Annotated in this window: 23 protein-coding genes; 13 read left to right on the top strand and 10 right to left on the bottom strand. The window is 39.6% G+C overall.

What is annotated here, in order from left to right; translation table 11 throughout:
- Positions 1-15: 15 nt before the first annotated feature.
- From PR808_RS13665 to PR808_RS13640, 6 genes are all read right to left on the bottom strand, one after another.
- Complete coding sequence (locus PR808_RS13665) at positions 16-765, bottom strand: fimbrial biogenesis chaperone (protein WP_272539484.1); 750 nt, start codon at positions 763-765, stop codon at positions 16-18.
- On the bottom strand, positions 765-1,478 hold the full coding sequence (locus tag PR808_RS13660; RefSeq protein ID WP_206082987.1) for a fimbrial biogenesis chaperone: 714 nt from the start codon (positions 1,476-1,478) through the stop codon (positions 765-767). Before PR808_RS13660 ends, PR808_RS13665 begins: the two co-directional genes overlap by 1 nt.
- A gap of 19 nt (positions 1,479-1,497) precedes the next feature.
- Positions 1,498-2,043 (bottom strand): fimbrial protein, encoded by a 546-nt coding sequence (locus PR808_RS13655; RefSeq protein ID WP_272539483.1) that lies wholly within the window; start codon positions 2,041-2,043, stop codon positions 1,498-1,500.
- Positions 2,044-2,048: 5 nt separating this feature from the next.
- Positions 2,049-2,612 carry a fimbrial protein gene (locus tag PR808_RS13650; protein ID WP_206082985.1) on the bottom strand — a complete coding sequence of 188 codons (564 nt, stop codon included), beginning with the start codon at positions 2,610-2,612 and terminating at the stop codon, positions 2,049-2,051.
- A complete protein-coding gene (locus PR808_RS13645) occupies positions 2,587-3,261 on the bottom strand; it encodes a fimbrial biogenesis chaperone (RefSeq protein ID WP_206082984.1) in 675 nt (224 codons plus the stop codon). Before PR808_RS13645 ends, PR808_RS13650 begins: the two co-directional genes overlap by 26 nt.
- A gap of 70 nt (positions 3,262-3,331) precedes the next feature.
- On the bottom strand, positions 3,332-3,862 hold the full coding sequence (locus PR808_RS13640) for a fimbrial protein (RefSeq protein ID WP_272539482.1): 531 nt from the start codon (positions 3,860-3,862) through the stop codon (positions 3,332-3,334).
- 794 nt (positions 3,863-4,656) lie between these two features.
- Between PR808_RS13640 and PR808_RS13635 the strand changes: the two genes are divergently transcribed.
- From PR808_RS13635 to yjiA, 8 genes are all read left to right on the top strand, one after another.
- Positions 4,657-5,337 (top strand): vWA domain-containing protein, encoded by a 681-nt coding sequence (locus tag PR808_RS13635; protein ID WP_206082982.1) that lies wholly within the window; start codon positions 4,657-4,659, stop codon positions 5,335-5,337.
- A 3-nt stretch (positions 5,338-5,340) separates the two neighbouring features.
- The gene (locus PR808_RS13630; protein WP_206082981.1) at positions 5,341-6,093 is read left to right on the top strand and encodes a PP2C family serine/threonine-protein phosphatase; all 753 of its coding nucleotides are present in this window, start codon (positions 5,341-5,343) and stop codon (positions 6,091-6,093) included.
- Positions 6,093-7,529, top strand: a complete 1,437-nt coding sequence (locus PR808_RS13625; RefSeq protein ID WP_272539481.1) for a protein kinase domain-containing protein — start codon at positions 6,093-6,095, stop codon at positions 7,527-7,529. The genes PR808_RS13630 and PR808_RS13625 overlap by 1 nt, the downstream gene beginning before the upstream one ends.
- A 12-nt stretch (positions 7,530-7,541) precedes the next feature.
- Positions 7,542-10,091: an energy transducer TonB family protein gene (locus PR808_RS13620; RefSeq protein WP_272539480.1), complete on the top strand. Its 2,550-nt coding sequence runs from the start codon at positions 7,542-7,544 to the stop codon at positions 10,089-10,091.
- 16 nt (positions 10,092-10,107) lie between these two features.
- Complete coding sequence (locus tag PR808_RS13615; protein ID WP_272539479.1) at positions 10,108-10,560, top strand: WG repeat-containing protein; 453 nt, start codon at positions 10,108-10,110, stop codon at positions 10,558-10,560.
- A 421-nt stretch (positions 10,561-10,981) separates the two neighbouring features.
- The gene (locus PR808_RS13610) at positions 10,982-13,135 is read left to right on the top strand and encodes a carbon starvation CstA family protein (protein ID WP_206082977.1); all 2,154 of its coding nucleotides are present in this window, start codon (positions 10,982-10,984) and stop codon (positions 13,133-13,135) included.
- A 101-nt stretch (positions 13,136-13,236) separates the two neighbouring features.
- Positions 13,237-13,440 carry a YbdD/YjiX family protein gene (locus PR808_RS13605; protein WP_004260586.1) on the top strand — a complete coding sequence of 68 codons (204 nt, stop codon included), beginning with the start codon at positions 13,237-13,239 and terminating at the stop codon, positions 13,438-13,440.
- A gap of 36 nt (positions 13,441-13,476) precedes the next feature.
- Positions 13,477-14,445: a GTPase gene (gene yjiA, locus PR808_RS13600; protein ID WP_206082976.1), complete on the top strand. Its 969-nt coding sequence runs from the start codon at positions 13,477-13,479 to the stop codon at positions 14,443-14,445.
- A 453-nt stretch (positions 14,446-14,898) separates the two neighbouring features.
- Here yjiA and PR808_RS13595 read toward each other — a convergent pair whose 3' ends face one another.
- Both PR808_RS13595 and PR808_RS13590 read right to left on the bottom strand, forming a co-directional pair.
- Complete coding sequence (locus tag PR808_RS13595) at positions 14,899-16,221, bottom strand: L-cysteine desulfidase family protein (protein ID WP_272539478.1); 1,323 nt, start codon at positions 16,219-16,221, stop codon at positions 14,899-14,901.
- A 208-nt stretch (positions 16,222-16,429) separates the two neighbouring features.
- The gene (locus PR808_RS13590; protein WP_206082974.1) at positions 16,430-17,776 is read right to left on the bottom strand and encodes an MATE family efflux transporter; all 1,347 of its coding nucleotides are present in this window, start codon (positions 17,774-17,776) and stop codon (positions 16,430-16,432) included.
- A 199-nt stretch (positions 17,777-17,975) separates the two neighbouring features.
- Here PR808_RS13590 and PR808_RS13585 point away from each other — a divergent pair, with 199 nt between their 5' ends.
- From PR808_RS13585 to PR808_RS13575, 3 genes are all read left to right on the top strand, one after another.
- Positions 17,976-18,872: a diaminopimelate dehydrogenase gene (locus PR808_RS13585; protein ID WP_206082973.1), complete on the top strand. Its 897-nt coding sequence runs from the start codon at positions 17,976-17,978 to the stop codon at positions 18,870-18,872.
- Between the two features lie 166 nt (positions 18,873-19,038).
- The gene (locus tag PR808_RS13580; RefSeq protein ID WP_272539477.1) at positions 19,039-19,776 is read left to right on the top strand and encodes a hypothetical protein; all 738 of its coding nucleotides are present in this window, start codon (positions 19,039-19,041) and stop codon (positions 19,774-19,776) included.
- Between the two features lie 4 nt (positions 19,777-19,780).
- On the top strand, positions 19,781-20,476 hold the full coding sequence (locus PR808_RS13575; RefSeq protein ID WP_272539476.1) for a hypothetical protein: 696 nt from the start codon (positions 19,781-19,783) through the stop codon (positions 20,474-20,476).
- 50 nt (positions 20,477-20,526) lie between these two features.
- Here the strand turns inward: PR808_RS13575 and PR808_RS13570 are convergent, their stop codons facing one another.
- Both PR808_RS13570 and PR808_RS13565 read right to left on the bottom strand, forming a co-directional pair.
- Positions 20,527-21,354: a phosphoenolpyruvate hydrolase family protein gene (locus PR808_RS13570; RefSeq protein ID WP_206082970.1), complete on the bottom strand. Its 828-nt coding sequence runs from the start codon at positions 21,352-21,354 to the stop codon at positions 20,527-20,529.
- An 11-nt stretch (positions 21,355-21,365) separates the two neighbouring features.
- Positions 21,366-22,583, bottom strand: a complete 1,218-nt coding sequence (locus PR808_RS13565; protein WP_272539475.1) for a Tm-1-like ATP-binding domain-containing protein — start codon at positions 22,581-22,583, stop codon at positions 21,366-21,368.
- 357 nt (positions 22,584-22,940) lie between these two features.
- On the opposite strand from PR808_RS13565, the gene PR808_RS13560 reads away from it, so the two are divergent.
- Positions 22,941-23,582 carry a TetR/AcrR family transcriptional regulator gene (locus PR808_RS13560; RefSeq protein ID WP_206082968.1) on the top strand — a complete coding sequence of 214 codons (642 nt, stop codon included), beginning with the start codon at positions 22,941-22,943 and terminating at the stop codon, positions 23,580-23,582.
- 162 nt (positions 23,583-23,744) lie between these two features.
- Complete coding sequence (locus PR808_RS13555) at positions 23,745-24,785, top strand: AbrB family transcriptional regulator (protein WP_206082967.1); 1,041 nt, start codon at positions 23,745-23,747, stop codon at positions 24,783-24,785.
- Positions 24,786-24,805: the final 20 nt, after the last annotated feature.

Here is a 24,805-nt window from a genome sequence, read left to right as displayed (position 1 = left end):
TATTTCAACTGAAATTTAATTTAAGGACTCTTTATCTAATTCCATCAAATATTCATCCGTGAATCGCCACTCGATCTTTCCAACTTTATTGTTTGGTAGCGTGACTTCCTTTGTTGAAAAAGGTGTCAATGTTATTTCTCTTTCGCCATTTTTAATTTCATGCCCTGCAACTTTTAAATAATCAAATGTTAAATAAAAAGGTGTTGGGTTTTCTATTGTTAATACACTGCTATTTTGAGTTAGTTTAACTTTTTTAGCTAAGTCACTCGTTTTTAAATTTTGAATTTCTTTTGGACGGTACAGTAGTTTAAAGTAGAAATTAGGGATAACATTTAACTGAATACTATTTTCTTCTTTTGATTTTTCTTCACTAGGAATGCCCCTGATTCCAATCCAAAAGAGACTTTCTCTATCTTTTGGCATATTAACGCCATTAATATCAATACCTGTACGCCTTATATTCCATGAAGTTTGGGATCCTGGTCCCATATTTTTTAATGGTGGTAAGATAATAAAAGGAACTATTTCAGTCTCTTTTTTTTCTTTTGGTAGTAACGTTTCTTTATCAACGTTTGCTATCCAGGCTTCCATTAAATAACTTTTGTCGTTTCCATTCAGTATCTCGATACTGATACCACTTTTATTACTTTCGTTATAGACGTATCTTTTAAGCAGAAAATCAAAGCCTGTAGGCGATTTTGCTAATACGGCTACTGGCAAGCAAACAGACAAAAGAAAAAATATTAGTAATTTATTTTTTATCATTATTTAGTTCCACCTAATATTACTGGCTGTAGTGGGGTTTCCCCTCCGTAGTCATTAATCATGTCCCATTCTAATTTCGATACTTTTTTATTTGCTGGTATCTCAATTGTAGAAAAAGGGGCGACCATAGGTGCTCTATCACTGTTATATGACTCATTGTCCATTTTGATATTAACTAACGTAAAATGATAAGGAGATGGGTTGTTGATAATAATTTTATTCCCAGACTGCTTAGCTGTTAGTTCATTAATATAGTTTTTTACATTACCTTTAATGCCAGTTGGACGGTAAAACATTTTTATGACTATCTTTGTAGATAAATTAAATTTTGTATTTATTTGATTATTTTGATCATTATTTTTTTTTGTTGTCTCAGGTATAAAATTAACCATCAAATAAAATAACGACTCTCTATCTTGTGGTAGTTCATTCAATCCCTTTGGCAGGATTTTTAATGCATTATTAGAGTTTTCATTTAATGTTACGATTGGTGGTATTACCGTAAAATTATGGCTTGGTTCGTTTTCTGAACTTAAGTCAGAAAAAACTAAGCTTTGAATCAGGTATTTTTTATTTGCTGTGTTATAAGCGCTTACACTTTGACTTTTATCATCTTGAGTAAATATAACTCTTGAGTGATCTAGTGAAACAGCAGCAACAGAACTTTGGGTAATAAAAAAAATTCCCAGAAAAGCTTTTACCATCTTCTTCATGTAAATTTCCGCTTTATTATTAATCGGCGTAATAACCAATAGTTAATGTTGCAGAGAAATCACCTTCATTAGGTTCACAATTATCTACTACACAACGTAACTTAGCATTGATGTTTTTCGTTGCGCTGGTGCTTTCAATATTCTCCCAGATAACTGATGCTGGACTGGGTTTACCCAAAGGGTTTCCGTTAATATTGATAACACGATTTCCATCTAGTAATTGAACCCCAATAACACCGTTTGGATCATCATTGAAAAAATTATTACTTCCGTTCAATGTATTACCTGATGACAGATAAACCAGTGCCGTACTTTGCGATTGGTTGTTACAGTTTTTCAAACCAATGGTAAAGCTTTTGGTTACGCTATCATTTTTAATTTCTGTTACGGTGGTGATACCTGCTTGATTACCCAGTAATATTTCAGAAGGAACATCAATATCACAAGTTTTAGCTAAAAATAAAACAGAGAATTCATATCTAACCATGTAATCATCAGCCGCTATTGCAGGGAAATACATGAAAAACATTAAAAAAGTGATTAATACTTGTTCTATTTTTTTCATGACACCTAATCCTGATAAAATTCAAAAGTCACGGCAGCGTTAGAATCACCTGGTTTTACACCATTTTCGCGTTTTACTAGACTTACTCGGTAATTAACTTCAACTGAGTCACTGGTTGTGGATGGAAAAGTAGCAACACCTTCTTCATTCACTTCCTTACAAGTTTGGTTGCTTTTGTTACATGATTCAAGTAAAAAACCCGTTTTAGTTGTATCATTTGATCCGTAAAACATTCCATTGCTAAATAGTGTTGAAGCAGCTGATTTTGATTTTACTTTTATATTCTTCTCAGTATTAGCAGGGAAGTTTTTACAAATAATGGTGTAAGAGAAATTTTCAGTTAAAATCGGTTTTTTAATTGGTTGCCCATCAACCTCTGATGCAATAAGGACTCCAATTTTATTAAAGTCGATAGTTTTATTTAAATCACTGTTATCGTCGAATTCGCAAGTTCCTTTTGTAATCCGGGTTTTGAACTGTATTTGTCCGTTTTGGGCAACAAGTTGACTTGAAAATAGGATAACACATAGAGCGAGTACTATTTTACTGAACCGTCCCATGGTATTCATTATATCCTCCAAGATCATTGATAACAGCCCATTTCACTGCTCCATTCTTTATTTGGCTTGGATAGCTTATTTCAGAGAATGGGGCCAACACATTATTTTGTTTATTGAGTTTGATGCTTTTATTGTTAACAAATAATCCAGCTAAATTGACGTAGTAAGGTGAATCATTAATTAACTTAATACCGTTTGCAGTACTTTTTGTTTTTATATTTTTAAAAGCTGTTTCTTGTGGCATCGATAAATTTGTTGGGCGATAGAAAACCTTAATGACATTTTCTAAGCCGACTTTCACACCATCATTTTCGTTTAATTCGGGTACATTACGAGAGTGAAAGTAGTACATTGACTCTCTATCTTTTGGAAACTTACTTGTAATAGCCTTAATTTTAATGATATTGCGTTGTTTCGGCGTTAATTTGAAAATTGAAGGAGTAATAACAAATAAACCTTCAGTAGCTGTTTTGCTATCTAATTGTTGTGTAATAAAATTAGCGACTAAATAAGACTTGTCATCTTCATTTCGTGCTGAAATAGAGGCTGAATTCGTTGCTTCCTCAATAACGATACGTGTTTGGCTTAAGCCAACACCCGCTTGGGTTGCAAATGAAAAAGTTAATAAGATAAAAAATAAGGATTTTAATTTTGTCATTTTTATTTCCTTTATTGCAGGCAGTAAATAAATACTGCCTGCTCAACTAGCTAATTAACAAAAGTAGTTATTAGTCGTATGCAACGCTGAAAGTTACTGGAACATTTAACGTTTGAGCGACTGCATCTTTAGTTGTTGCATATAAACCAGCAGTTACTTCAACGATATAGTCGTTCTCACCTAAAATTTTCAGGTTATTGATAGTAGTTTCTGCATTAGGTGTTAACTCAGTTGTACCTGCTTTTAATTTAACACCAACTTGTGATGCTTGAGCATCTGCAAACATATCAGAGTGACCTGTTAAAGCTTCACCTGTTGCTAGAATTGAAACTTCTGTTGCAGTAGTGTCATCAGAATAAGTTTTAGTACATTTGTTTAATACTAAGTTGAAGTTTGATTCTGCTAATGCTTTGTTGATATCAGTAATTTTTTCAATTGAGTGTGTACCTAAATTAACTAAAGATTTAGATGCGCTGATATCACATGTTGCAGCAACTAAACGAGCATTGAAGTTTACTGTTGCATCTTGTGCAGCAAAAGCTTGTGAAGAAAGAGTTGCAACGGTTAAAGCACCGATGAAAGCAAGTTTATTTAATTTCATAATAATCATTCCTAAGTATGTGAGATAGATAATTTAAAAATTTAAAGTTTCTTGTATCTAATTTTTAGAGATATCAATTAAGCTTTTATTTGCTTTAATAGCATTAAATCTTGCTATTTTTTTTGATTTGAAAATTATAAATATTTAAATTTATTTTCCATCTCATTTAAATAGACAGTATTTATTTCGGCTTAATTTAAAGTTTGTTTTTTTCTGAGTATTTGCGAACTCTTGCTCGCTGACTACGGGGTTAATATTAGTTGTACTCATTATTGTTGTCAAACTAGGTGAAAATAATTTTATAGTGCTTTTTAATAGTTTTCTAAATGTTATTTTTGTTTTATTTCAATGTATTGTAATTTTATTCATTTTCTTAAGTTAAATTTCATTGTCTTTATTGGGTTTTTATTCTTAAAATTGTCCATTTTGATTGTAAATAAAGACTATAAATCTTATATTAACAATTATTCATAATTTGTCTCTCTTTTTTACGCTTATCGTGCGTATAGGTAAGGGATGTTACTAATGAATAATGGATGTTAGAAACATTTAGTTTTAAGCTGGTATTTTTATAAATATTCATTGTTTTTCTTTTTTTTAATTATATTGGTTAATTTTTTAGGTTTAAATACTTAGGATAATTCTCATTTAAGATAAAATATATAAGAGATAAAAGTTATCATATTCTTGAGATTATTCTTATTATATTTATCTATTCCTCTTTTTTTCTTAGTTTCATTCGTGGTGTGATTCTGTATATTGGTATTTTCGTCCCAATAAAATAAGGAAAGTGCATGAGTCAACTTATCATTCCTGATGTTGCTCTAGTTGATAACAGTGAGCAACGAACACCATTGGTTTTAGTATTAGATTGTTCTGGCAGTATGTACGGCGAGCCGATAAATGAATTAAATGCAGGTTTACAGATACTCGAAAAAGAATTGAAGGATGATGTTATTGCGGCAAAGCGGGTTAGGATCCTTGTTATTCAATATGGTGGAAACGACCAATGTTCGATTATTGGTGATTGGTGTGATGCCATGGATTTTACTGCACCTATATTAGAAGCGAATGGGACAACACCAACAGGGCAAGCTGTTATGGTGGCGTTAGATGAAATAGAAGCTGAAAAACAACGTTTTCGCCAAGCGGGCGTCGCTTATACCCGTCCTTGGTTATTTTTAATGTCAGATGGTGCTCCTACAGATTTATGGGAAGAATCGGCACAAGTTTGTCGCCAAGCGCAAAAAGATCAAAAAGTGGCGATGTTCCCTATTATGGTTGATGGGGCAAGTGCGCAAGTTATGGGGGAGTTCAGTATTGCAGGCTTGAATGGCGTGAAAAAGCTAAAAGGATTGCAATTTAAAGAACTCTTTTTGTGGTTGAGTGCGAGTATGCAAGTGGTTTCCCAATCGACACCAGGTGGGCAAGCTCAACTCCCTTCAACGGATAGCTGGTCTACAGTGTCGGTATAACGTATGAGTTGGTCAATTTATTGCGCATCAGTTCAAGGGCACTCTCATCGGGAAAATAACCAGCCTTGTCAAGATGCATGGTCTGTGGAGCATACCACAAATGGCTTAGCGGCTTGTGTATGTGATGGCGCAGGGTCTGCTCGTTATAGTGAGATTGGTTCACGTTATGTTTCAAGGTTATTTGTTCAGCGAATTTCTGAATTTGGTCATGTTGACTATTTAAGTGTTGAAGAAATACAACCTGTTATTCTTCGTACACTGAGTGCTATTCGTGAACAATTGGTTTCCCTTGCAAATGATAAGCAGGGTGAGTTAAAGGATTTTGCTTGCACGCTTGTCGCTGCATGGGTTGGCAAACGCCAAGGCTTTCTTTTTCATTTAGGCGATGGGGTAGCCATCGCTTCTTACCAACAAAATGGGCGTCTTATTGATAAGGTTTCCGTGCCAGAAAATGGGGAGTATGCCAATCAAACGTGGTTTTTAACCTCAAGTGATTGGCAGGAACACTTACGTATTACGCCTATCGTTACAAAAATAGAGCGGATCATTTTAATGTCTGATGGCGTACAACCCTTTGCTATGAATAAACAATGTGACGCGCTTTATCTCCCTTTTATTGAGCCTGTCACTCGTTTTTTACAGCAAAATGATGAGCAAACGGGAAGTGAAGCACTAAAAGGGACGCTTGATGACCCTCGCACTTATTCAATCACTGGGGATGATAAAACCTTATTTGTAGCATTTAGGGAAATGTAATGGCGGTGGTTAATAAGATAAAACTTGTCGATGGGCAAGGGCAAGTTATCCAGCTGGGTAAATTAATTAAAAGCGGTGGGGCGGGCAGTGTTTATCATATTGCATCAGCGAAGGGGCAAGTCGCTAAGCTTTACCACGATAAAATTGATAAAGCGTTATATCGTCGAAAGACATCAGCAATGTTAGCATTAAAGCCGAGTTTACCGCCGATTACTGATACTGCAATTCCCGTCGTTCAGTTGGCATGGCCAATCAGCCAGTTATTTAACCAGAAAAAACAGTTTGTTGGTTTCGTTATGCCTGAGCTGGATGTGAGAGCATCCATTGAGCTTGAATATATTTTGCAAGAAAGGCAGGCGAGGGAAAATAATTTACCCGTTGGATTGGGGGCTAAAATTCAACTCGCAACCAATTTGGCAATATTGGTTGAGGCGATTCATCAACAAAACCACTTTATCATTGACATGAAACCCGTGAATTTGCGTTTTTATCGGGAAAGCTTATATGTATCAATGTTAGATTGTGATGGCTTTAGTATTCAAGGGGAAAAAGAACGTTTTGCCGCAGGTCAATTTACGGTCGATTACCTTGCCCCTGAATTTCAACACGCCAAAAGTGTTCCTCAATCTCAAGAATCCCAGCAAGACCGATTTTCATTGGCCGTGATTTTATTTCAATTATTGAATTTTGGCATTCATCCATTTTCTGGTCGACCTTTGCATAATCAAGTGCCAAATGATTTACCCAGCCGAATTGCAGGAAAATATTATGCCTATGGGGTAAAGGCGCATCAAGGGATAAGCCCTGTGCCAACCAGTGGACATACTTTCTTACCTAATGATATTCGCCAATTATTTGATAAAGCGTTTAGTGGCTCTCCAGCGCAAAGGCCAAGTGCAGCCGAGTGGGTACAGTGTTTACGCACTTATGCACTGCGTAGCCAGAAGAAGATGGTGGTATGTAGCAAAAATAAAGAACATCAATATTTTGTTGGATTGAAATGTGCTGCCTGTGAACGGGTTAAGCAATTAAAAGTTGCCAGTGAAGCATTACAAAAAACACGGCAGCAAAAAAATGTGTATAAAACACAAGTTAGGGGGCAAACGCAAACTCGTCGAGTTGTTCGTCCTCAACCTGCACCGCCAATTACCTTTACACCACCAGCGTGGTTTACGGCGATTAAAAAGGTACATATTTACACATTTTTTGCTATCGCTGTTCCCTTATTGATGGCGTTTATTATTAGTCGCATTACTCAAAACATGAAACCCGAAACATTATCACCTGCGACTTTTTATCAACATTGGGCGCAGGAAAATTTAGGGGCTGATATGGCTCTGAGTCTTATTACTTTAGTCAGCATATTGGGACTGGGCTTATTTTTCTGGTTGGGGCTCTTTTTACCCATCAAATCGATTTTGACCAAAAAGCCATAAGGAAGGATGACGTTGAAAATAAAACTGAGCCCACTTCTTTTATTACCTTTGGTCTTGTTGTTTGCTGTGCCTGCATTGCCTTTTTTCTTTAGCTATGGTGTGTTTATTGCGTTATTTGAACTCGGTGAATTAATTTGGCCGAGTGCTTTGAATGTCAGTGATAACTTATTCCTGACAGTGATGTGGTTATTTGGATTGACGTTTATTATTGCATTGTCGATAGGTGCTGTTCGCTTTCAAGCGAGGCAATATTGGCGGGCAGCTATTATTACATTGGCAGTATTTAGCGTCATTACACTTTTAAATATTCCGTTAAGTTCGGAATCAAACCAACGTTGGCGGGCACAAACACTCATTGAACAGCGTGATTGGCAATTATTCCAGAATGAACAAAACACGGCTGTGAGTGGTGTGTTATCAGGAATTATTTATAACCATGAAGCTAACACTGAAGTTGAAGCGCGATACCATGAATTGCAAGCGCGTATTGATAAGATGGATAAGCTTGCAGAATTAGAGCCACAAAGCGCAGCAATGCGTGCAATATGGCAACCCTTATTGCAAACAAATGCGCCAGTTTCAAACGACGAAATTTTTCAATTACAAAATGCGAGCCAATATTTGCCGCAAGATGGGGCGCTTGCTTTCGCCGTTGGTTTGCTTACATTACGCAAAACTGAGACCGCAGAAGATAGCCTTATTTTCTTTATTCGTGCTATTGCTGCGCAGCCGAATAACGCCACTTATTGGAAAGGTTTGGGGCTCGCATATAGCTTGATAAAAAGCCAAGTCGATAATAGCGATGCGAATTTAAAGAATGCGTATGCTGCACTTATTTTTGCACAATATCTGAGTCTCAGTGATAAATGGTCAGAATCCCCCTCTGAATTATTTGATACGCAAAGCGCCGCAATATTTGCAAAAGAAATTCAACATCTTTCTACAGTGGAACGCCAAAACTTTTTTATCTTGCAGGCAAGGAGCAATATACAGGTATTAGATTGGTTCAGAGAAACCGTGGATGAACAAACACAAGTATTGGCAAAACAACCATTATCAATTAAAGGAATATATGGGGTTGTAGAGCTTGCGACGTACTATGATCGAAGTGACCCTCGTTACCCTGGGAAAATGACGATTAATACAGAGGGAACTGCGATTGTGCCTAGCTCTATTAATGACGTTCGTTACCTTTCGATTAAATATGACATCGATAATGTTACCGCAACTGTTGCGGTAGATGTGAATGAAGAAGGTGTTCCTGCATTCACGTTAATCGATACCACCAGTGGTGTAAAAAATTATGATATCGCAGCAGAATATGCAGTGAGTCAATTACGATTTGAGCCGACAAAGCAGCCAGCTCGCCACCTAGTCACTGTTAGCTTTAAAAGTACGGTGAAAAGCCTGGATGATTATGCGCAAGAAGTTGGGCTTTTAGTGGAGAGCGCCAGTAAGGCTTTAGCAAGGCATAATGAAAAATCGTTCGGATATGTGATCAAAAGACTCGTGAGTTATGTGAATAATACAGTCCCCGCTAAATATACACGCAGCGCTGGTTCATCTTATGAATATTACCAGCAGCAGCAGGAGATCTCAAAAGAGATACGCGCAACATTGCGACAAGCGGATAGCCGTTCTAAATCCAACGGTGAAGCGTGGGAAAGTAACACGCAAAGAGTTCGTTCATTATTACTAAAGTACCCAAATAACATTGAAGTGCTGAGTACAACGGCAAGAATGGAATTAATGCATTTCAATGCGGCGCGCACGTTATTAACCGAAAATAAAGCATCTGCCATAAAAGATGGCTTTGTTGATGATGAGCAACATTGGCGTAATTTACTATTGAGTGCACGGGCACACTACCTACAAATTATCACCATTAACCCAAACCGCATTGACGCCTGGTTTGCTTGGGGGGTGACGATGATAGATGAAGACCCTGAGTTGGCGGCAGGTGCATTTGCATTAATGCATTATAATGCGGGTAATAGCCTAGATCAGCGTTTGATGGTGGCGCAATCTCGTTTCTTTTTATTTGGTTTGCCTGATGAAACCAAAGCGCGGGTGAATATTATTAATGCGCGTATGGCACTGCTGTATAGTAAAAGTGAATTGCCTGCATCAGCTACAGAGCAGGAACGTCAAGAGCTTGAAGAACAAAAGGCGTTGGCTCAACAAGTGATGCCTGCGGCAGTACCTTTTGTTTCATCCCCCCGCATTTCGCCTATGAGAAATGAAAACCTGACTGACAGAGTGATAGTAAATGTAGATGCTTCGGCTTTTGGTATTCAAGAAAAAACATTGAAACTTCCTATTATCTCAACCGAATTTGTGGGGAATAAGCAAGGTGAAGCAATTTTGAAAATTGATGTACCAAAAGGGGGCGTGCCAAGCTCTATCATGTTACAGCAGAGTAGTGGTGTGGATTATTTTGATGATGACTTAATTTCAGTTGCCTATCAGTGGCGGTTTAATTCAGCGTCTCAAAATAAAGTGTTATTAATTCCAGTGACTTTTAACCAATCCAGCGATGCTTCGCTAAATTATAAGCCATAAAGGAATAAGGAATAGGATGAACCGATCTAAAATTGCTGTGTTACTTGCCTTATTTGGCTCTGCACCTTTGTTTGCACAAAATCTGGATCAACAGTACAGCCTATGGGTGGATGACCAAAAAAGCCAAATTCGTTGCTTTGAAGCCAAATCGCCTTTTCAATATTGTTTACAACAATCAGAAGATGGCAAGTTAATTGTTGCGGATAAACATAATCAAGAAGTTTATCAAATTTACTATTTTGATAATTGGCCTGACGAAGCCCAAGAGGGGGTTTATCGAATTCGAAAGGGAAATAAAATTGGTTTTGCAGATGCCGTAACAGGGAAGGTGGTTATTGAGGCAACATATGATTGCGCCTATCCCTTTGAAGACGGCAAAGCTAAAGTTGGGGTAGGGTGTAAAACGCAAACAGATGGTGAACACAGCTGGTGGGTTGGCGGGGATTGGACAACAATCACACTACCCTAAGGGGACTAAGTACTTAGATACGCTTTTTCCGGGTATCTAAGACGTTTTTTACGATTTTCATGATATTTATTTACAATTAATTCGATTTTAACCATATTATTTATATTACTTAACTTATTGAAAAACAGTTGTTATTGTTATGTAGATCACAGTTTTCATCCTGTTAAACCTTCCTTAAAACCATTCACGGCAAAATTCAAACCGCTTAATTCTGTATGGCACCGCTTAGTGTAACTTTAGTCATTTGCAGAGTGTAATTTCTTACCATAGACACCATGGCAGAGCTCAAAATTTTCGATTTAATACAGTTCAACCACTGCCAATTAAAAAACCATCAATGACAAGCAGCACTATGATGTTGTTAGCGTGATGGTAAATACAAAATCAAAGGCATGTTCGTTTTACCTCAGAAGGGTGTTCTATGAACAAAAATGGTATTTTAAAGCACGTTCCGTGGATGATCCTTGGGATCATCGGTGCAATTTGTTTAGGGGTTGTTGCGCTAAGGCGCGGCGAGCACATTAGTGCGCTATGGATAGTCGTCGCATCGGTGGCGGTTTACCTTATTGCTTATCGCTATTACAGCTTGTATATCGCGAAAAAAGTGATGAAGCTGGATGAAACCCGTGCGACTCCAGCGGTCATTAATAATGACGGTTTAAACTATGTTCCAACTAATAAAAATGTCCTATTCGGTCACCACTTTGCGGCAATCGCAGGGGCAGGGCCATTAGTTGGACCTGTACTGGCAGCGCAAGTAGGGTATTTACCAGGTACGCTATGGTTACTGGCAGGGGTTGTATTAGCGGGTGCGGTACAAGACTTTATGGTGTTGTTTATTTCGTCTCGCCGTAATGGTGCTTCACTCGGGGAAATCGTTAAAGAAGAGTTAGGTCCAATTCCAGGAACGCTAGCACTCTTTGGCTGTTTCCTCATTATGATCATTATCCTTGCCGTATTGGCGTTGATCGTCGTAAAAGCCTTGGCAGAAAGTCCATGGGGTGTATTCACCGTGGTGTCGACGGTACCAATTGCTTTGTTTATGGGGATATACATGCGATATCTCCGACCAGGGCGTGTTGGTGAGGTTTCCGTCATCGGTATCGTGTTGCTGGTGGCATCCATTTGGTTCGGTGGCGTTATTGCTCACGACCCATACTGGGGTCCTGCACTGACATTTAAAGACACTACGATCACTTATGCGCTGGTTGGTTATGCATTTGTTTCTGCACTATTACCTGTATGGCTAATTTTAGCACCTCGTGACTATCTGGCGACTTTCTTGAAAATAGGGGTTATTGTTGGATTAGCGATTGGTATCGTTATTCTAAACCCTGAGTTAAAAATGCCAGCTGTGACGCAATTTGTTGATGGTTCAGGTCCAGTTTGGAAAGGTACGCTGTTCCCATTCCTGTTCATTACCATTGCCTGTGGTGCGGTATCTGGTTTCCACGCCTTAATTTCTTCCGGTACAACACCGAAACTGTTAGCAAACGAAAAAGATGCACGTTACATCGGTTACGGTGCAATGTTAATGGAATCTTTCGTTGCGATTATGGCATTGGTTGCTGCATCGATTATCGAACCAGGTTTATACTTTGCGATGAACACCCCACCAGCAGCATTAGGCATTACAATGCCTAACCTGCATGAATTGGGTGGCCCAGATGGTGCGGCTATTATGGCTCAACTGAAAGATGTTTCTGTTCACGCAGCGGCAACGGTCAGTTCATGGGGCTTTGTGATTTCACCTGAGCAAATCATGCAAACGGCGAAAGATATCGGTGAACCGTCTGTTCTGAACCGTGCAGGTGGTGCCCCAACATTAGCTGTTGGTATTGCATTCGTATTCCACGAAATCATGCCTGCGGCAAATATGGGCTTCTGGTATCACTTTGGTATTCTGTTTGAAGCGCTGTTTATCTTAACTGCATTGGATGCAGGAACCCGTTCTGGCCGCTTTATGCTGCAAGACTTATTGGGTAACTTCGTTCCATTCTTGAAGAAAACTGACTCACTGGTTGCAGGTATCATTGGTACGGCAGGTTGTGTTGGCTTATGGGGTTACTTACTGTATCAAGGCGTTGTTGACCCACTGGGCGGCGTTAAGAGCCTGTGGCCACTGTTCGGTATCTCGAACCAAATGTTAGCCGCAGTTGCGTTAGTCTTAAGTACGGTTGTCCTGATTAAGATGAAACGCAGTAAATACATCATGGTGACAGTATTACCTGCGGTATGGTTATTGATTTGTACCACTTGGGCGTTAGGACTGAAATTATTCAGTGATAACCCGCAGCTTGAAGGCTTCCTGTACTTAGCGAAATCTTATAAAGATAAGATTGCCGCAGGTGGTGCAGAGCTGACAGCACAAGAAATTACTAATATGAATCACATTATTATTAATAACTACACCAATGCTGGCCTGAGTATCCTATTCTTAGTGGTTGTTTACGGTATCATTTTCTATGGTATCCGCGTGGGAATGAAAGCACACAAAAACCCAGAGCGTACAGACAAAGAAACACCATATGTCCCTGTACCGAAAGAGGGCGTGAAAGTTTCATCTACACACTAGTGACCATTCGACACCATCGAGCGGTTAATGTGGCTCGATAACTGAACGGTAGCCCTACATTGTGTGTTCATGATGTAGGGCATTTGTATTTGGAGAGGCTGATGTTTGGAAACCTTGGTAAAACAGGCAAATATTTAGGGCAGGCAGCTCGTATGCTGATTGGTATTCCTGATTATGATACTTATGTTCAACATATGAGTGACAATCACCCTGATAAGCCTGTCATGACTTACAAAGAATTTTTTCGTGAAAGACAAGATGCGCGGTATGGTGGAAGTGGTAAAGGCGGATTCCGCTGCTGTTGATGCTCACAGTGAAACAATGATGCAAAGAGGATAATAATGAAACCAATTAATGTCACAATCCTAACCGGTTTTCTCGGTGCGGGTAAAACCACGCTCCTTAGCCATATTCTTCATGCAGAACATGGGCATAAAATTGCAGTCATTGAAAATGAATTTGGTGAAGTCCCCATTGATAATGCCATTATTGGTGACAGAGCCACACAAATCACTACCTTGAGTAACGGTTGTATTTGTTGTTCTCGTTCAAGCGAATTAGAAAATGCATTATTGGATTTATTAGATGGCCTCGACAGTGGCAAATTGGATTTTGATCGCCTAGTCATTGAATGTACAGGAATGGCAGATCCTGGCCCTATTACGCAGACTTTTTTTTCCCATGACGTGTTATGCGAACGATTTTTATTAGATGGCATTATTACGTTGGTGGATGCAGTTCATGCAGAGAAACAACTGAATGATTTTGCGATTGCTCAAGCCCAAATTGGCTATGCAGACCGAATTTTATTAACCAAAACCGATATCAATCCAGATACTGATGCCCTGTTAGAGCGATTGCAACGTATTAATGCCAGAGCGCCAATTTACCCAGTTATTCATGGCGACATTAACTTACAGCTTTTATTAGATATTGAAGGTTTTTTATTAGACTCGCAACTGAAGGTGAATAAACCGACTTTCCGTTTTGCACCAAAACAGCAAAATGAAGTGGAATCTATTGTCGTGGAATTCGATTACCCTGTTGAATTAATGGAAGTTTCACAGGTAATGGAAGATTTACTGCTCGGCTTTGCGGATAATTTATTGCGTTACAAAGGTATTTTATCCATCAAAGGCGAACCAAAACGTCTGTTATTCCAAGGGGTTCAGCGCCTCTATAGTGCAGACTGGGATAGAGACTGGGAGGTTGATGAACAACGCCGCAGTGTATTGGTATTTATTGGTATTGACCTACCCGAAGATATGATCCGTGAAAAATTCGCCGCCCTAGAAGTTAATTCAAAATAGAACAATTAAAAAAAGAAATTCAAAAAAAATTCAAAGTCATTAGCGGCGTAGCAAGGCGGCAAAAGAGCCAATCCCTAGGAGCATACACAAGTATGTGACTAGGGTTGGTGAATGCAGCCAACAACGCTACGGCGTTAAGGACGAAGAATTAGCGGCGTAGCAAGACGGCAAAAGAAATAATCCCTAGGAGCATACACAAGTATGTGACTAGGGTTGGTGAATGCAGCCAATAACGCTACGGAGTTAAGGACGAAGAATTAGTGGCGTAGCAAGACGGCAAAAGAAATAATCCCTAGGAGCATACACAAGTATGTGACTAGGGTTGGTGAATGCAGCCAACAACGCTACGGCGTTAAGGACGAAGAATTAGCGGCGTAGCAAGACGGCAAAAGAAATAATCCCTAGGAGCATACACAAGTATGTGACTAGGGTTGGTGAATGTAGCCAACAACGCTACGGACGAGCTTTTGACGCCATAATCTCAATAATCTGCACATCAGTATGCCTCATTGACCCTGCTGCTAATGCACACAAATTAGCAATCGACTGGTCAACATCATCCGACACAATACCGTCAGATCCTCTCACACAGCTATTATCTAAGGCCATGAGGACAGCTTTATAGGCTGCACTGGCGCTGGTGGAGACTTTCATTGCACAACTGTTTGATGCACCATCACAAATCATCCCGCTGACATCACCAATCATGCTGGAAATCGCCATTGCGACGACTTCATAGCGTGATTCCAATAGCCATGCAATCCCAGCCGCTGCACCCATAGCAGCGGTTGTTGCCGCACACAGTGCAGATAACGCAGGTAACTGATTATGAATATAAATAGCCATTAGGTGGGATAACATCAACGCACGAGCCAACTGTTCTTCAGAGGATTGTAAATAGTCTGCAGTTACCACAACAGGCATGGTTGCAGCAATACCTTGGTTACCTGAGCCAGAGTTGCTCATTGCAGGTAAAACCGCGCCGCCCATACGGGCATCGGATGCGGCAGAGGTGCGGATCATAATTTCGGACATTAAGTCTTTCGATAACAAACCGCGATCACGCTGAGTTTGCAACGTTTTCCCAATATGTAGGCCATAGACATTACGCAGACCTTCTTGGGAAAGGGCTTCATTTAGCTGGGCGGCTTCTAAAATAAAACGGATATCGTCTAATGGGGCTTCAGTTGCAAATTGGTAGACGGCCTTTGCGGTAACGGGCGGTAAAGGGATATCTGCTGCACAATCAACAGGAAGATCCTCTAGGGGTTTTCTTGATAAGGTATCAAACACAGTTTCATTATTATGGGTTATCTTCACAATGTTGGTATGTGAACCCGTGATAATCACAGTCGCTGAGCCTGTTTGGGTATGTACCGTCGCTTCGGAATAGATAACGTCTTCGCAAGGGTGTTTGATATCAACAGTCACTAGTCCTTGTGCTAACATAGTTTTACTCCATGCAATGGCATCGGCCGAAGCGGATTTTAGAACCTCTAAACCCGCATCCGCATCGCCGCCAACCGCACCTAAAGCGGCAGCGATAGGTAACCCTACCATGCCTGTACCTGGCACCGTGACACCCATACCATTTTTCATCAGGTTGGGGGAGACAAAGGCACAAACGCGAGTGATGTCACCGTCAAGGAAGGACGCTGCTTTTGCTGCAGCGTAAGCCAGTGAAATTGGCTCGGTACAACCTAAAGCTGGCTTAACTTCTTGTTTTACCGCATTGATAAAATATTGCCAAAGTAATGGTTGTGATTGCGCATGCATGGCAGCTTCCCTTAATGAAATCTTCTTTGATTTTATTATTTTAAACAACCTGTTGGAGAAAAACTTCACTATGTTCGGGGATATATTGGGGAGATGGAGAAAAAAAATCTCCAAATGTTGAGATAAAAATAAAATATTTTTAAATTTGAGCTTTGTCACAAAAATCCTGCCTATAAAACAGGGCAGGACATTGTGATTGTTTTACCGATTAACTCTCTACATCAAGGCGTTTACTTTGCCATTTCCGTGAGCGCCAGCGCCATGCATTAGTTAAGCCACGCAGCCATTCATCGGCAAAGAAGCCGAGCCAAATTCCCAGCAAGCCCATTTCCATTTTTATCCCTAAAAAATAGCCGAGTGGAATCGCCACTCCCCACATAAAGATAATGGCAGTACATAATGGGAAGCGCGCATCCCCAGAGGCACGTAACGCATTCACCATGACAATATTAATGGTGCGCCCTGGCTCTAAAAATACTGAGAGTAAAAATAAGGGTAATAAGAGATCGATAATACCTTGGTCATCGGTAATGTTGTTTAGAATTGGATCGCGAAGTAACCAGAAAGCAATAACAACACCGATAGTGACATAAAAGCCCATTTTTAGGCTCTTGATACCGCGAATATAGGCATCTTGGAAGCGTTTTGCGCCAACCAGATGACCCACCATGATCTCATTACCTATACTGACAGAAATACCAAACAGCATGATAAATAAAGATAATTGGAAATAAAGCGTTTGCGCAGCGAGGGAAGTTTCTCCCATTAACCCAATAAAGGCAGATGCTGTCATAAAATGTAAAATCCACACAAGGTTTTCCCCCGCTGAAGGTAAACCGATATGCAAAATTTTACCGAGCATCTTACGTGACCAATGAATGAGCATCATTGGGACAAACTTTATTCGTAACCCATAGAATAATAAGCAGAAAAGTAAGATGACAGCAACAATACGTCCGACTACGGTTGACCATGCCACACCTTCTAAACCATATTGTGGCAAGCCAAAGAAACCATAAAGTACAATGATATTACCAACAACAGTAATCAGGTTGGCAATCAATGTTACCCACATGGCAGGCTGTGCTTTGCCATAAACCCGTAAACATGCCGCTAAAATAATGGAAATTGCTTCAGGAATTAAACAAATCCCTAAAATACGTAAATAAGTATAACCATCCGCCATTAAATGGGATGGCATATTCATGATTTTTAGGATGGTATAGCCAAAGAATACCGCGACTAATGCACTGGAAAAACCCAGAATAAAGTTAAAGGCGATGGAGATGTGAATCGCTTGGCTGGCTTTTTCACGGCGGCCTGCCCCTAAATATTGTGCGATAACCACACTGCATCCCACACTAATAAAGTTAAAAATAGTGATAAAAAGATCAAAGACTTGGTTACCCACCCCCATTGCAGCAAGGTAAGCCGTCGATACATGGCTAACCATGTAAGTATTAATTAATAATGTGGCCAAATGCAGAAAAATATCGATAAAAATTGGCCAACTGAGCGAAAAGAGTGACCGCTCAGTCACATCAGACTGATGCATTGAGAACCTTTATATATTTATGAGAATTAAGAATAGTCGTTTGAACTGGGAATTCTACATGGAATTCATTAATGAAAATAGGGTTAAAATGCCCCCAATTTCGTAAAGTGAATGTTTTGTTTACTTTTAATTAATCTGTTAGATTTAATTTCGCTATAAATTAATTAATAAGCAACATCAGAACTGTATAGGAGTAAAAATGACAAAAATTAAAGCAGCAATAGTGGGATATGGCAATATTGGCCATTATGCGCTAGAAGCTGTTCTGGCCGCTGATGATTTTGAGCTTGTTGGTATCGTTCGTCGCAATACACAAGATATCCCTGCTGAACTTGCCTCGTATAAAGTCGTCGATGATATTGAAAAACTAGGGAAAGTGGATGTTGCGCTCCTGTGCTCACCAACCCGTGCAATCGGGCCACTTGCGGCAAAAATTTTAGCATTAGGCATCAATACTGTTGATAGCTTTGATGTGCATTCAGACATTGTGGCGCTGAAAAGAAGCCTCGATGATGTTGCCAAGCAGCATAATAGCGTCGCCGTTGTCTCAGCTGGCTGGGATCCAGGTTCTGACTCTATCATGCGTACTTTAATGTTAGCCATGGCGCCAAAAGGGGTGACTTACACCAATTTTGGACCAGGTATGAGCATGGGGCACAGTGTTGCGGCAAAAGCGATTGATGGCGTGAAAGATGCGTTATCGGTAACGATTCCATTAGGAACTGGGGTACATCGCCGTATGGTGTACATTGAATTAGACGCAGGCGCAAAATTTGATGATGTTGCTCAAGCGATTAAAGCGGATAGCTATTTTGCCTCTGATGAAACCCATATTCGCCAGGTCGATAGCATTGACGCATTAAAAGACGTTGGGCACGGTGTACACATGACGCACAAAGGCGTTTCGGGTGCTACACACAACCAATTGTTCGAATATTCAATGCGTATCAATAACCCTGCATTAACATCACAATTTATGGTTTCAGCTGCGCGCGCTTCAATGAAGCAGGCGGCGGGTGCTTATACTGTAATTGAAATCCCACCGGTGAATTTCCTGCAAGGTGATTTAGACACATTGATTGCCAAACTCGTCTAATTACGCTTCTATTTGTGGCATGAAACGTTAAGTTCATGCCATCTTGCTGATGTTTTTTACACTTTATCTTGGTTGTACTTTGTCATTCGGATTTTGGCCACTATTTATTTTTTGCGTTATCAAGTAGCTTATTCAGAAAGTAAAATTGATAATCTGGAGTGAGATCATGGTTAAGCCGTCAGGGAATGAGCAATTAAAAACAGGAAAAAATAAAAATCAAGGTTTCTTCCCAAAACAACCCTCAGTAAAAAGTGTGAAAGAAAGCTCGCACTCTTTTAGCCTTATTCGTGCTTTTTCTAAAATAATTAATTACGGTTTTTCCCTTTTCTATGTTGGGTTTATTTTATCCGTTTGGTTCTTTCCTGAGTACTACACTGTGGAAATTATTTATAACCTGACCATTATTCTAATTTTTGAATTTATTTTGATTCACTCTGGCGTCTTTATGGCGGTATTTCGTGATTGGCGAATATTAACCTTATTTGCGCTTTTCTATGGCTTATTTGCATTGGTAATTAATATGTCAGTATTAGGGAATTCACCCTTGATACTTTATTTATATAGTGCGACAGTCGCGAACCGGATGCTATTTGGTTTAACCAGCCGCAGCGAACAAGAACGCAATGAAAATATGGGCTATTCAGCGCTAATGGCGCTCAATTTTATGTTTTGTATTTTTCTCGTATTAATTTTATCTTTCCTTGTGCCTTATGGTGGGTTAACACCTGAGTATTTGCGGTCTATTGGTTATTACGCCAGTATTTCCACGGGGGGAGAGTTTCCTGACAAGCCTCATGTCGCTTTTGCGTTTGGAGTGCTCTACTTTGGGTTACCCATTTTTATGGCCTGTTTAATGAATTTCTTGTGTAAAGGTCACTCTATTTACCGAGAAAAAGGAAAGTAAGTTCGTGGCAAGGAAGATAAGAAACAAAAAAAATACCAATAAGCATTCATCATCATTCTCAGTAAAAGGGAAGCGCCATTTTATTGCATCAGGTAAACCTCAAGGTGTTATGCACTTTCTACCTTCGCTAGTGGATCACGGCTTAACTATTTTTTATATCGGTTTTTTATTGTCTTTGTGGTTTTCCCCTGATTGGTCAGGTGTTGAAGTGGTTTACAATATGGTATTAATACTGTTGTTTGAGTTTATTCTAGTGCATATGGGCACAATGATGGCAGTACTTCAGCGTGGTTTTTTCTTTATTTTTGTGGCCGCTATTTTAGGTGGCGTGGCTTATATTTTTCATACTACGCAAATTAATTCTTCCGCCATTCTTTATATTTACGCGGCTACGTTAATAAACCGAATTATTATTGGGCGTCAGCAAGGGAATGAGTTTGATAATTTTAATGCCTTCGATGAAGGGATTGCTAAATTACGTCATTATGTTGCGTGTTTTATTATTGCTGTATTTTTAACGCATTATTTGCCTGAAGGGGGGCTTACGGATCAATACCTTGAAGATAATAACTATTATGGCATGTTAAAAATGACAGGGATGACGGAAAAACCGCTTATGATTATTCAATTCGGTGTTTTGTATTATTCAACATCGCTACTTTGGGTTTTGTGGCGTTTTTTAAACCCAAAAAAGAGATAAAAAAAGCGCCTATCGAAATAGGCGCCTGGTGTTGGCAAAAAATAAAAAAATTAACGTGTTATTGATTTAAATTGCTGTGTAGTCTTTGTTAGTGCGACTTCGGTAGGTAAACGCTCCATTGAACTTGCACCATAAAAACCATGGCAGTCAGGGCAGTTTGCTAAAATATACTCGGCATCTTCAGGTGTTGCGATAGGGCCGCCGTGGCAAAGGACAATGACATCATCACGCACCGCTTTAGCTGCTTTTGCCCATTCATTGATAAGAGGTACACAGTCTTTGAGCGTTAGTGCTGTTTCGGCACCAATATTCCCACCTGTTGTTAAACCCATATGTGGCACAATGATATCCGCACCTGCTTTGGTCATTTCAACAGCATCATCAGCACTAAAAACATACGGAGTGGTCAATAAATCTTTTTCGTGTGCCATGCGGATCATATCTACTTCTAGGCCATAGCCCATTCCCGTCTCTTCCAAATTAGCGCGGAAATTACCATCAATCAGGCCAACGGTCGGGAAGTTTTGCACGCCCGCAAAGCCTGTCGCTTTGATGTCATCTAAAAATTTATCAAACTGGCAAAATGGGTCAGTACCGTTAACACCTGCAAGAACAGGAGTGTGCTTAACAACAGGCAAGACTTCTTTTGCCATGTCCATAACGATTTCATTGGCATTGCCATAAGCGAGCAAGCCTGCAAGTGAACCACGACCCGCCATGCGGTAACGGCCTGAGTTGTAGATAACGATTAAGTCAATGCCACCAGCTTCTTCACATTTTGCGGATAAACCTGTACCTGCACCACCGCCGATAATTGGTTCTCCACGAGCAATCATTTCTCTGAATTTTTTCAATAACTCTGCGCGGTTATGTTTCATATTAACCTCTATTATTTGTTCAAAATTTCCTGGTGTAGCTGAATAACCTGTTCACAAAAATCTTGGGAATTTATGTGGTGAGGACTCAAAATAAGCTGTCTTTTTTCTGTTATTATCAAATTTTCTGTCAGTGCATCGATAAACGCTTGGTCCGCAATAGGATCCCAGAACGGTGCACCTTCGGTATCTAATGCGGAAAACCCTGATGTTGGAACAATAAAACGGATTTCGCCATCACAGCGATTTAATCTCTCAGCAATCCAACGACCCATTTGTTGGTTTTCTTCTTTGGTTGTTCTCATCAATGTGACTTGCGCATTGTGATGGTAAAATAAGCGGTCTTGGTATTTTTCAGGTACTGTGGCGGGGCGACCAAAATTCACCATATCCAACGCACCACAAGACATGACGCAAGGTATTTGTGTACGTTGAATGGCGCCAAAACGGTCTTCATCACAGGCTAAAACGCCACCAAATAAATAGTCACACACTTCTGTTGTCGTCATATCCAGCACAGAATGCAGTAATTGACTATCAATCAGTTTTTCCATCGCTTTACCACCACTCCCCGTGGCATGAAACACGAGGCAGTCGTATTGCTCTTCTAATTGTGCGGTAAGTTGTTGAACGCAAGGTGTCGTTACGCCAAACATAGTTAGGGCGATGGCAGGTTTGATATCAATATTTTCTTCTTCTTGGTTAAACCAGACGGCACCTGCTATTTGATTTGCTGCGTTTTTTAACACTTTACGAGAAATAATATTTAATCCTGAAACATCGGTGACTGAGTACATCATCGAGATGTCACTTGCACCGATATAACCTGAGATATCCCCAGACGCCATAGTGGAGACCATTAACTTAGGAATACCAACAGGGAGCACTTGCATTGCAGGGGTGATTAATGCGGTCCCGCCCGAGCCCCCTAAACCAAGGATTGCCGCGACATCAGTTTGTGCAGCAAGGTAAAGGCTAAAAGCGTGAGCCATCGCCTCAATCGCTTTGCCACGGTCACCACAAAAAACCGCATCCACACCAAGAGGGTGAAAGCTTGCGATGGTGTGTGCGCTGACATCTGCCTCTTTTTCTAATTGCGTTGGTTGAGTGGTTAAATCAACGGTGCGAACAGCTAACCCAGCGCTTTTAATTAATTCACTGACATAAAATATTTCAGCACTTTTGGTATCCAGCGTTGTGGCAATATAGATAAAACCAGGGTGTTTTTTCATATAAAAATCCTTTCAGATTAGAGTTCGCGTTGAATTTTTCACCGTAATGAGACTATAGTATCATTTTTTACGTTTGTAAAATGAGATTGCAGTCTCATTTTGGGTTTATTGAAGAAACAATTAGTTGATATTATGCATATCATATTGATAAAACATCAGAAATATTATTAGTGCTTTGTATCATAGGGTTGCTAAATTTGTGATAGGGATACAATATTTAATTGTATATACAGGATAGTTTGGGAGATTAAACATTTAACGGTATGTCACTGAGAAGGATAACTTATTTTTGCTTGTGTTTTCTCAGTATTATTGACTAGACTTGATGTAAGAGACAGTATTTTAAGGATAAATAAAATGCCTAAAACTAATTCGGCTCAGGGATATAAGGGAACGCGAAAACGGACTTATCTATTATTGGTAACAACGGCTTTAGATTTATTTGAAAAAGGGGCAATGCCTTCCGTTTCTGAGCTAGCACTTGAAGCGGGGGTTTCCCGTGCAACCGCTTATCGGTATTTTCCCACTCAAAGTGATTTAATCACGGCAACTGTTAATGAAAGCTTAGGGCCCATTTTAACATGGCGGCCTCAGAGTGAAAAAACGGAAGAGCGTATTGATGAACTGCTGACCTTCGCTTTTCCAAGAATGTTTGAGCATGAAGGCGCTTTAAGAGCTGCATTACAAGCCTCATTGCAGCAATGGGCACAAGGGCGTTCTGCTCCGCAAGAGGTAAAAAATAAGCAATTCGAACGGGGAAACCGCAAAGATATTTTAACAATGGTCACAGCACCGATGAAATCGGAATATCCGCAAGAAATTATTGATAAGGTAATCAAAGCATTTTCCGTTATTTATGGCTCGGAGATTTTCTTAGTGCTAAAGGATATTTGGAAGATGGATAATGAGCAGGTCATTGAATTAGCACAATGGATGGCAAAAGCGATAATTAACCAAGCCATAACCGATAATGCTAAATGTCAAAATAAGGCTCTTTAAAGACAGATTGGGAGGCAGTAAAAATAAGGAAATCAAAAACTAATAATGGTAAAACCGCAGTGAATGATCACTATCATAATAAATAAATGAAAACTAAGGTCATCAGGCATTAATAATATGATATAAATTAAGACTATAAATAATCTTAACGGTTAATGTTGTATGATGAAATTATTTAATATGATAATTGGGATCGTTGTTTGCGCAGTGATTGGAGGGGGACTAACTTACCTTGGTGTCCCACTTGCACTGATGTTTGGCCCAATTATCGCTGTTATCATTTTTCATCGCTTTGGCATTTCTTTTGCTATACCAAAACACACAATTTCTTTTGTTCAAGTGACATTAGGTACCTCGGTTGGTTTGATGTTTAACCAGGTTTCGCTCAATGAGGCTGATAATTTATTCTTGCTGTTATTGATGTTAGTTGTGTGCCTAGCTGTGCAATTTTCCTTTAGTTTTTTTTGGTTTTACCGCAAGGTTGGCTGGACAAAACAAGAAGCTATGTTGGGGTCTGTACCAGGGGCAATGGCTGCCATTTTGGCCTTAACTGACCATACCCACACACCACCACAGAAGATTGTTATTTCCCATACTATTCGCCTTATTATATTAATTTTATTAGCTGGGATTGTGGTTGGGAGCGATGGCGATCCGCAACCGATTATTGAGTTTCCTTCATTAACGCTGGCTGCAACAATGTGGTTATTGCTCATTGTTGTTGTTGGGGTGATTACAGGCTTGATATTGCAGCGTTTTAGAGTTCCTGCACCTTATATGCTCACATCATTAGCCGCAGCAACATTAATACAAAGTTGGGTTGATATTCCATTAAACTTCCCATTAATGCTGACTGAACTGAGTATGGTATTAATTGGGATGAATATCGGTAATCACTTTGTAGTTTTTCCGCTTTCATCATTAATTAAAAATATTTACTCCTCTGCACAAGTTGTCGTCATCAATATTATTTTGACATTCTTGATTACGGTATTTGCAGCATGGTTAACGGGGTATGATATTTCGGTATTATTACTTGCTTGGGCGCCAGGTAGTATGGAAGCGATGACTTTTGCTGCAATTACAATGAATTTGGATGCAGGATTTGTCATGTCGAATCATATTATCCGCATGGTGATTATTCAAAGCATTCCATCTGTTGTTTTATTTTGGCAAGAACGTAGGGCTAAAAAAATGCAATAAATGTGCTTAGTAGGAGAAGA

Source organism: Providencia sp. PROV197 (assembly GCF_028479625.1).
GTDB classification, from domain to species: domain Bacteria; phylum Pseudomonadota; class Gammaproteobacteria; order Enterobacterales; family Enterobacteriaceae; genus Providencia; species Providencia vermicola.
This window is presented reverse-complemented; position numbering and strand designations above follow the sequence as displayed.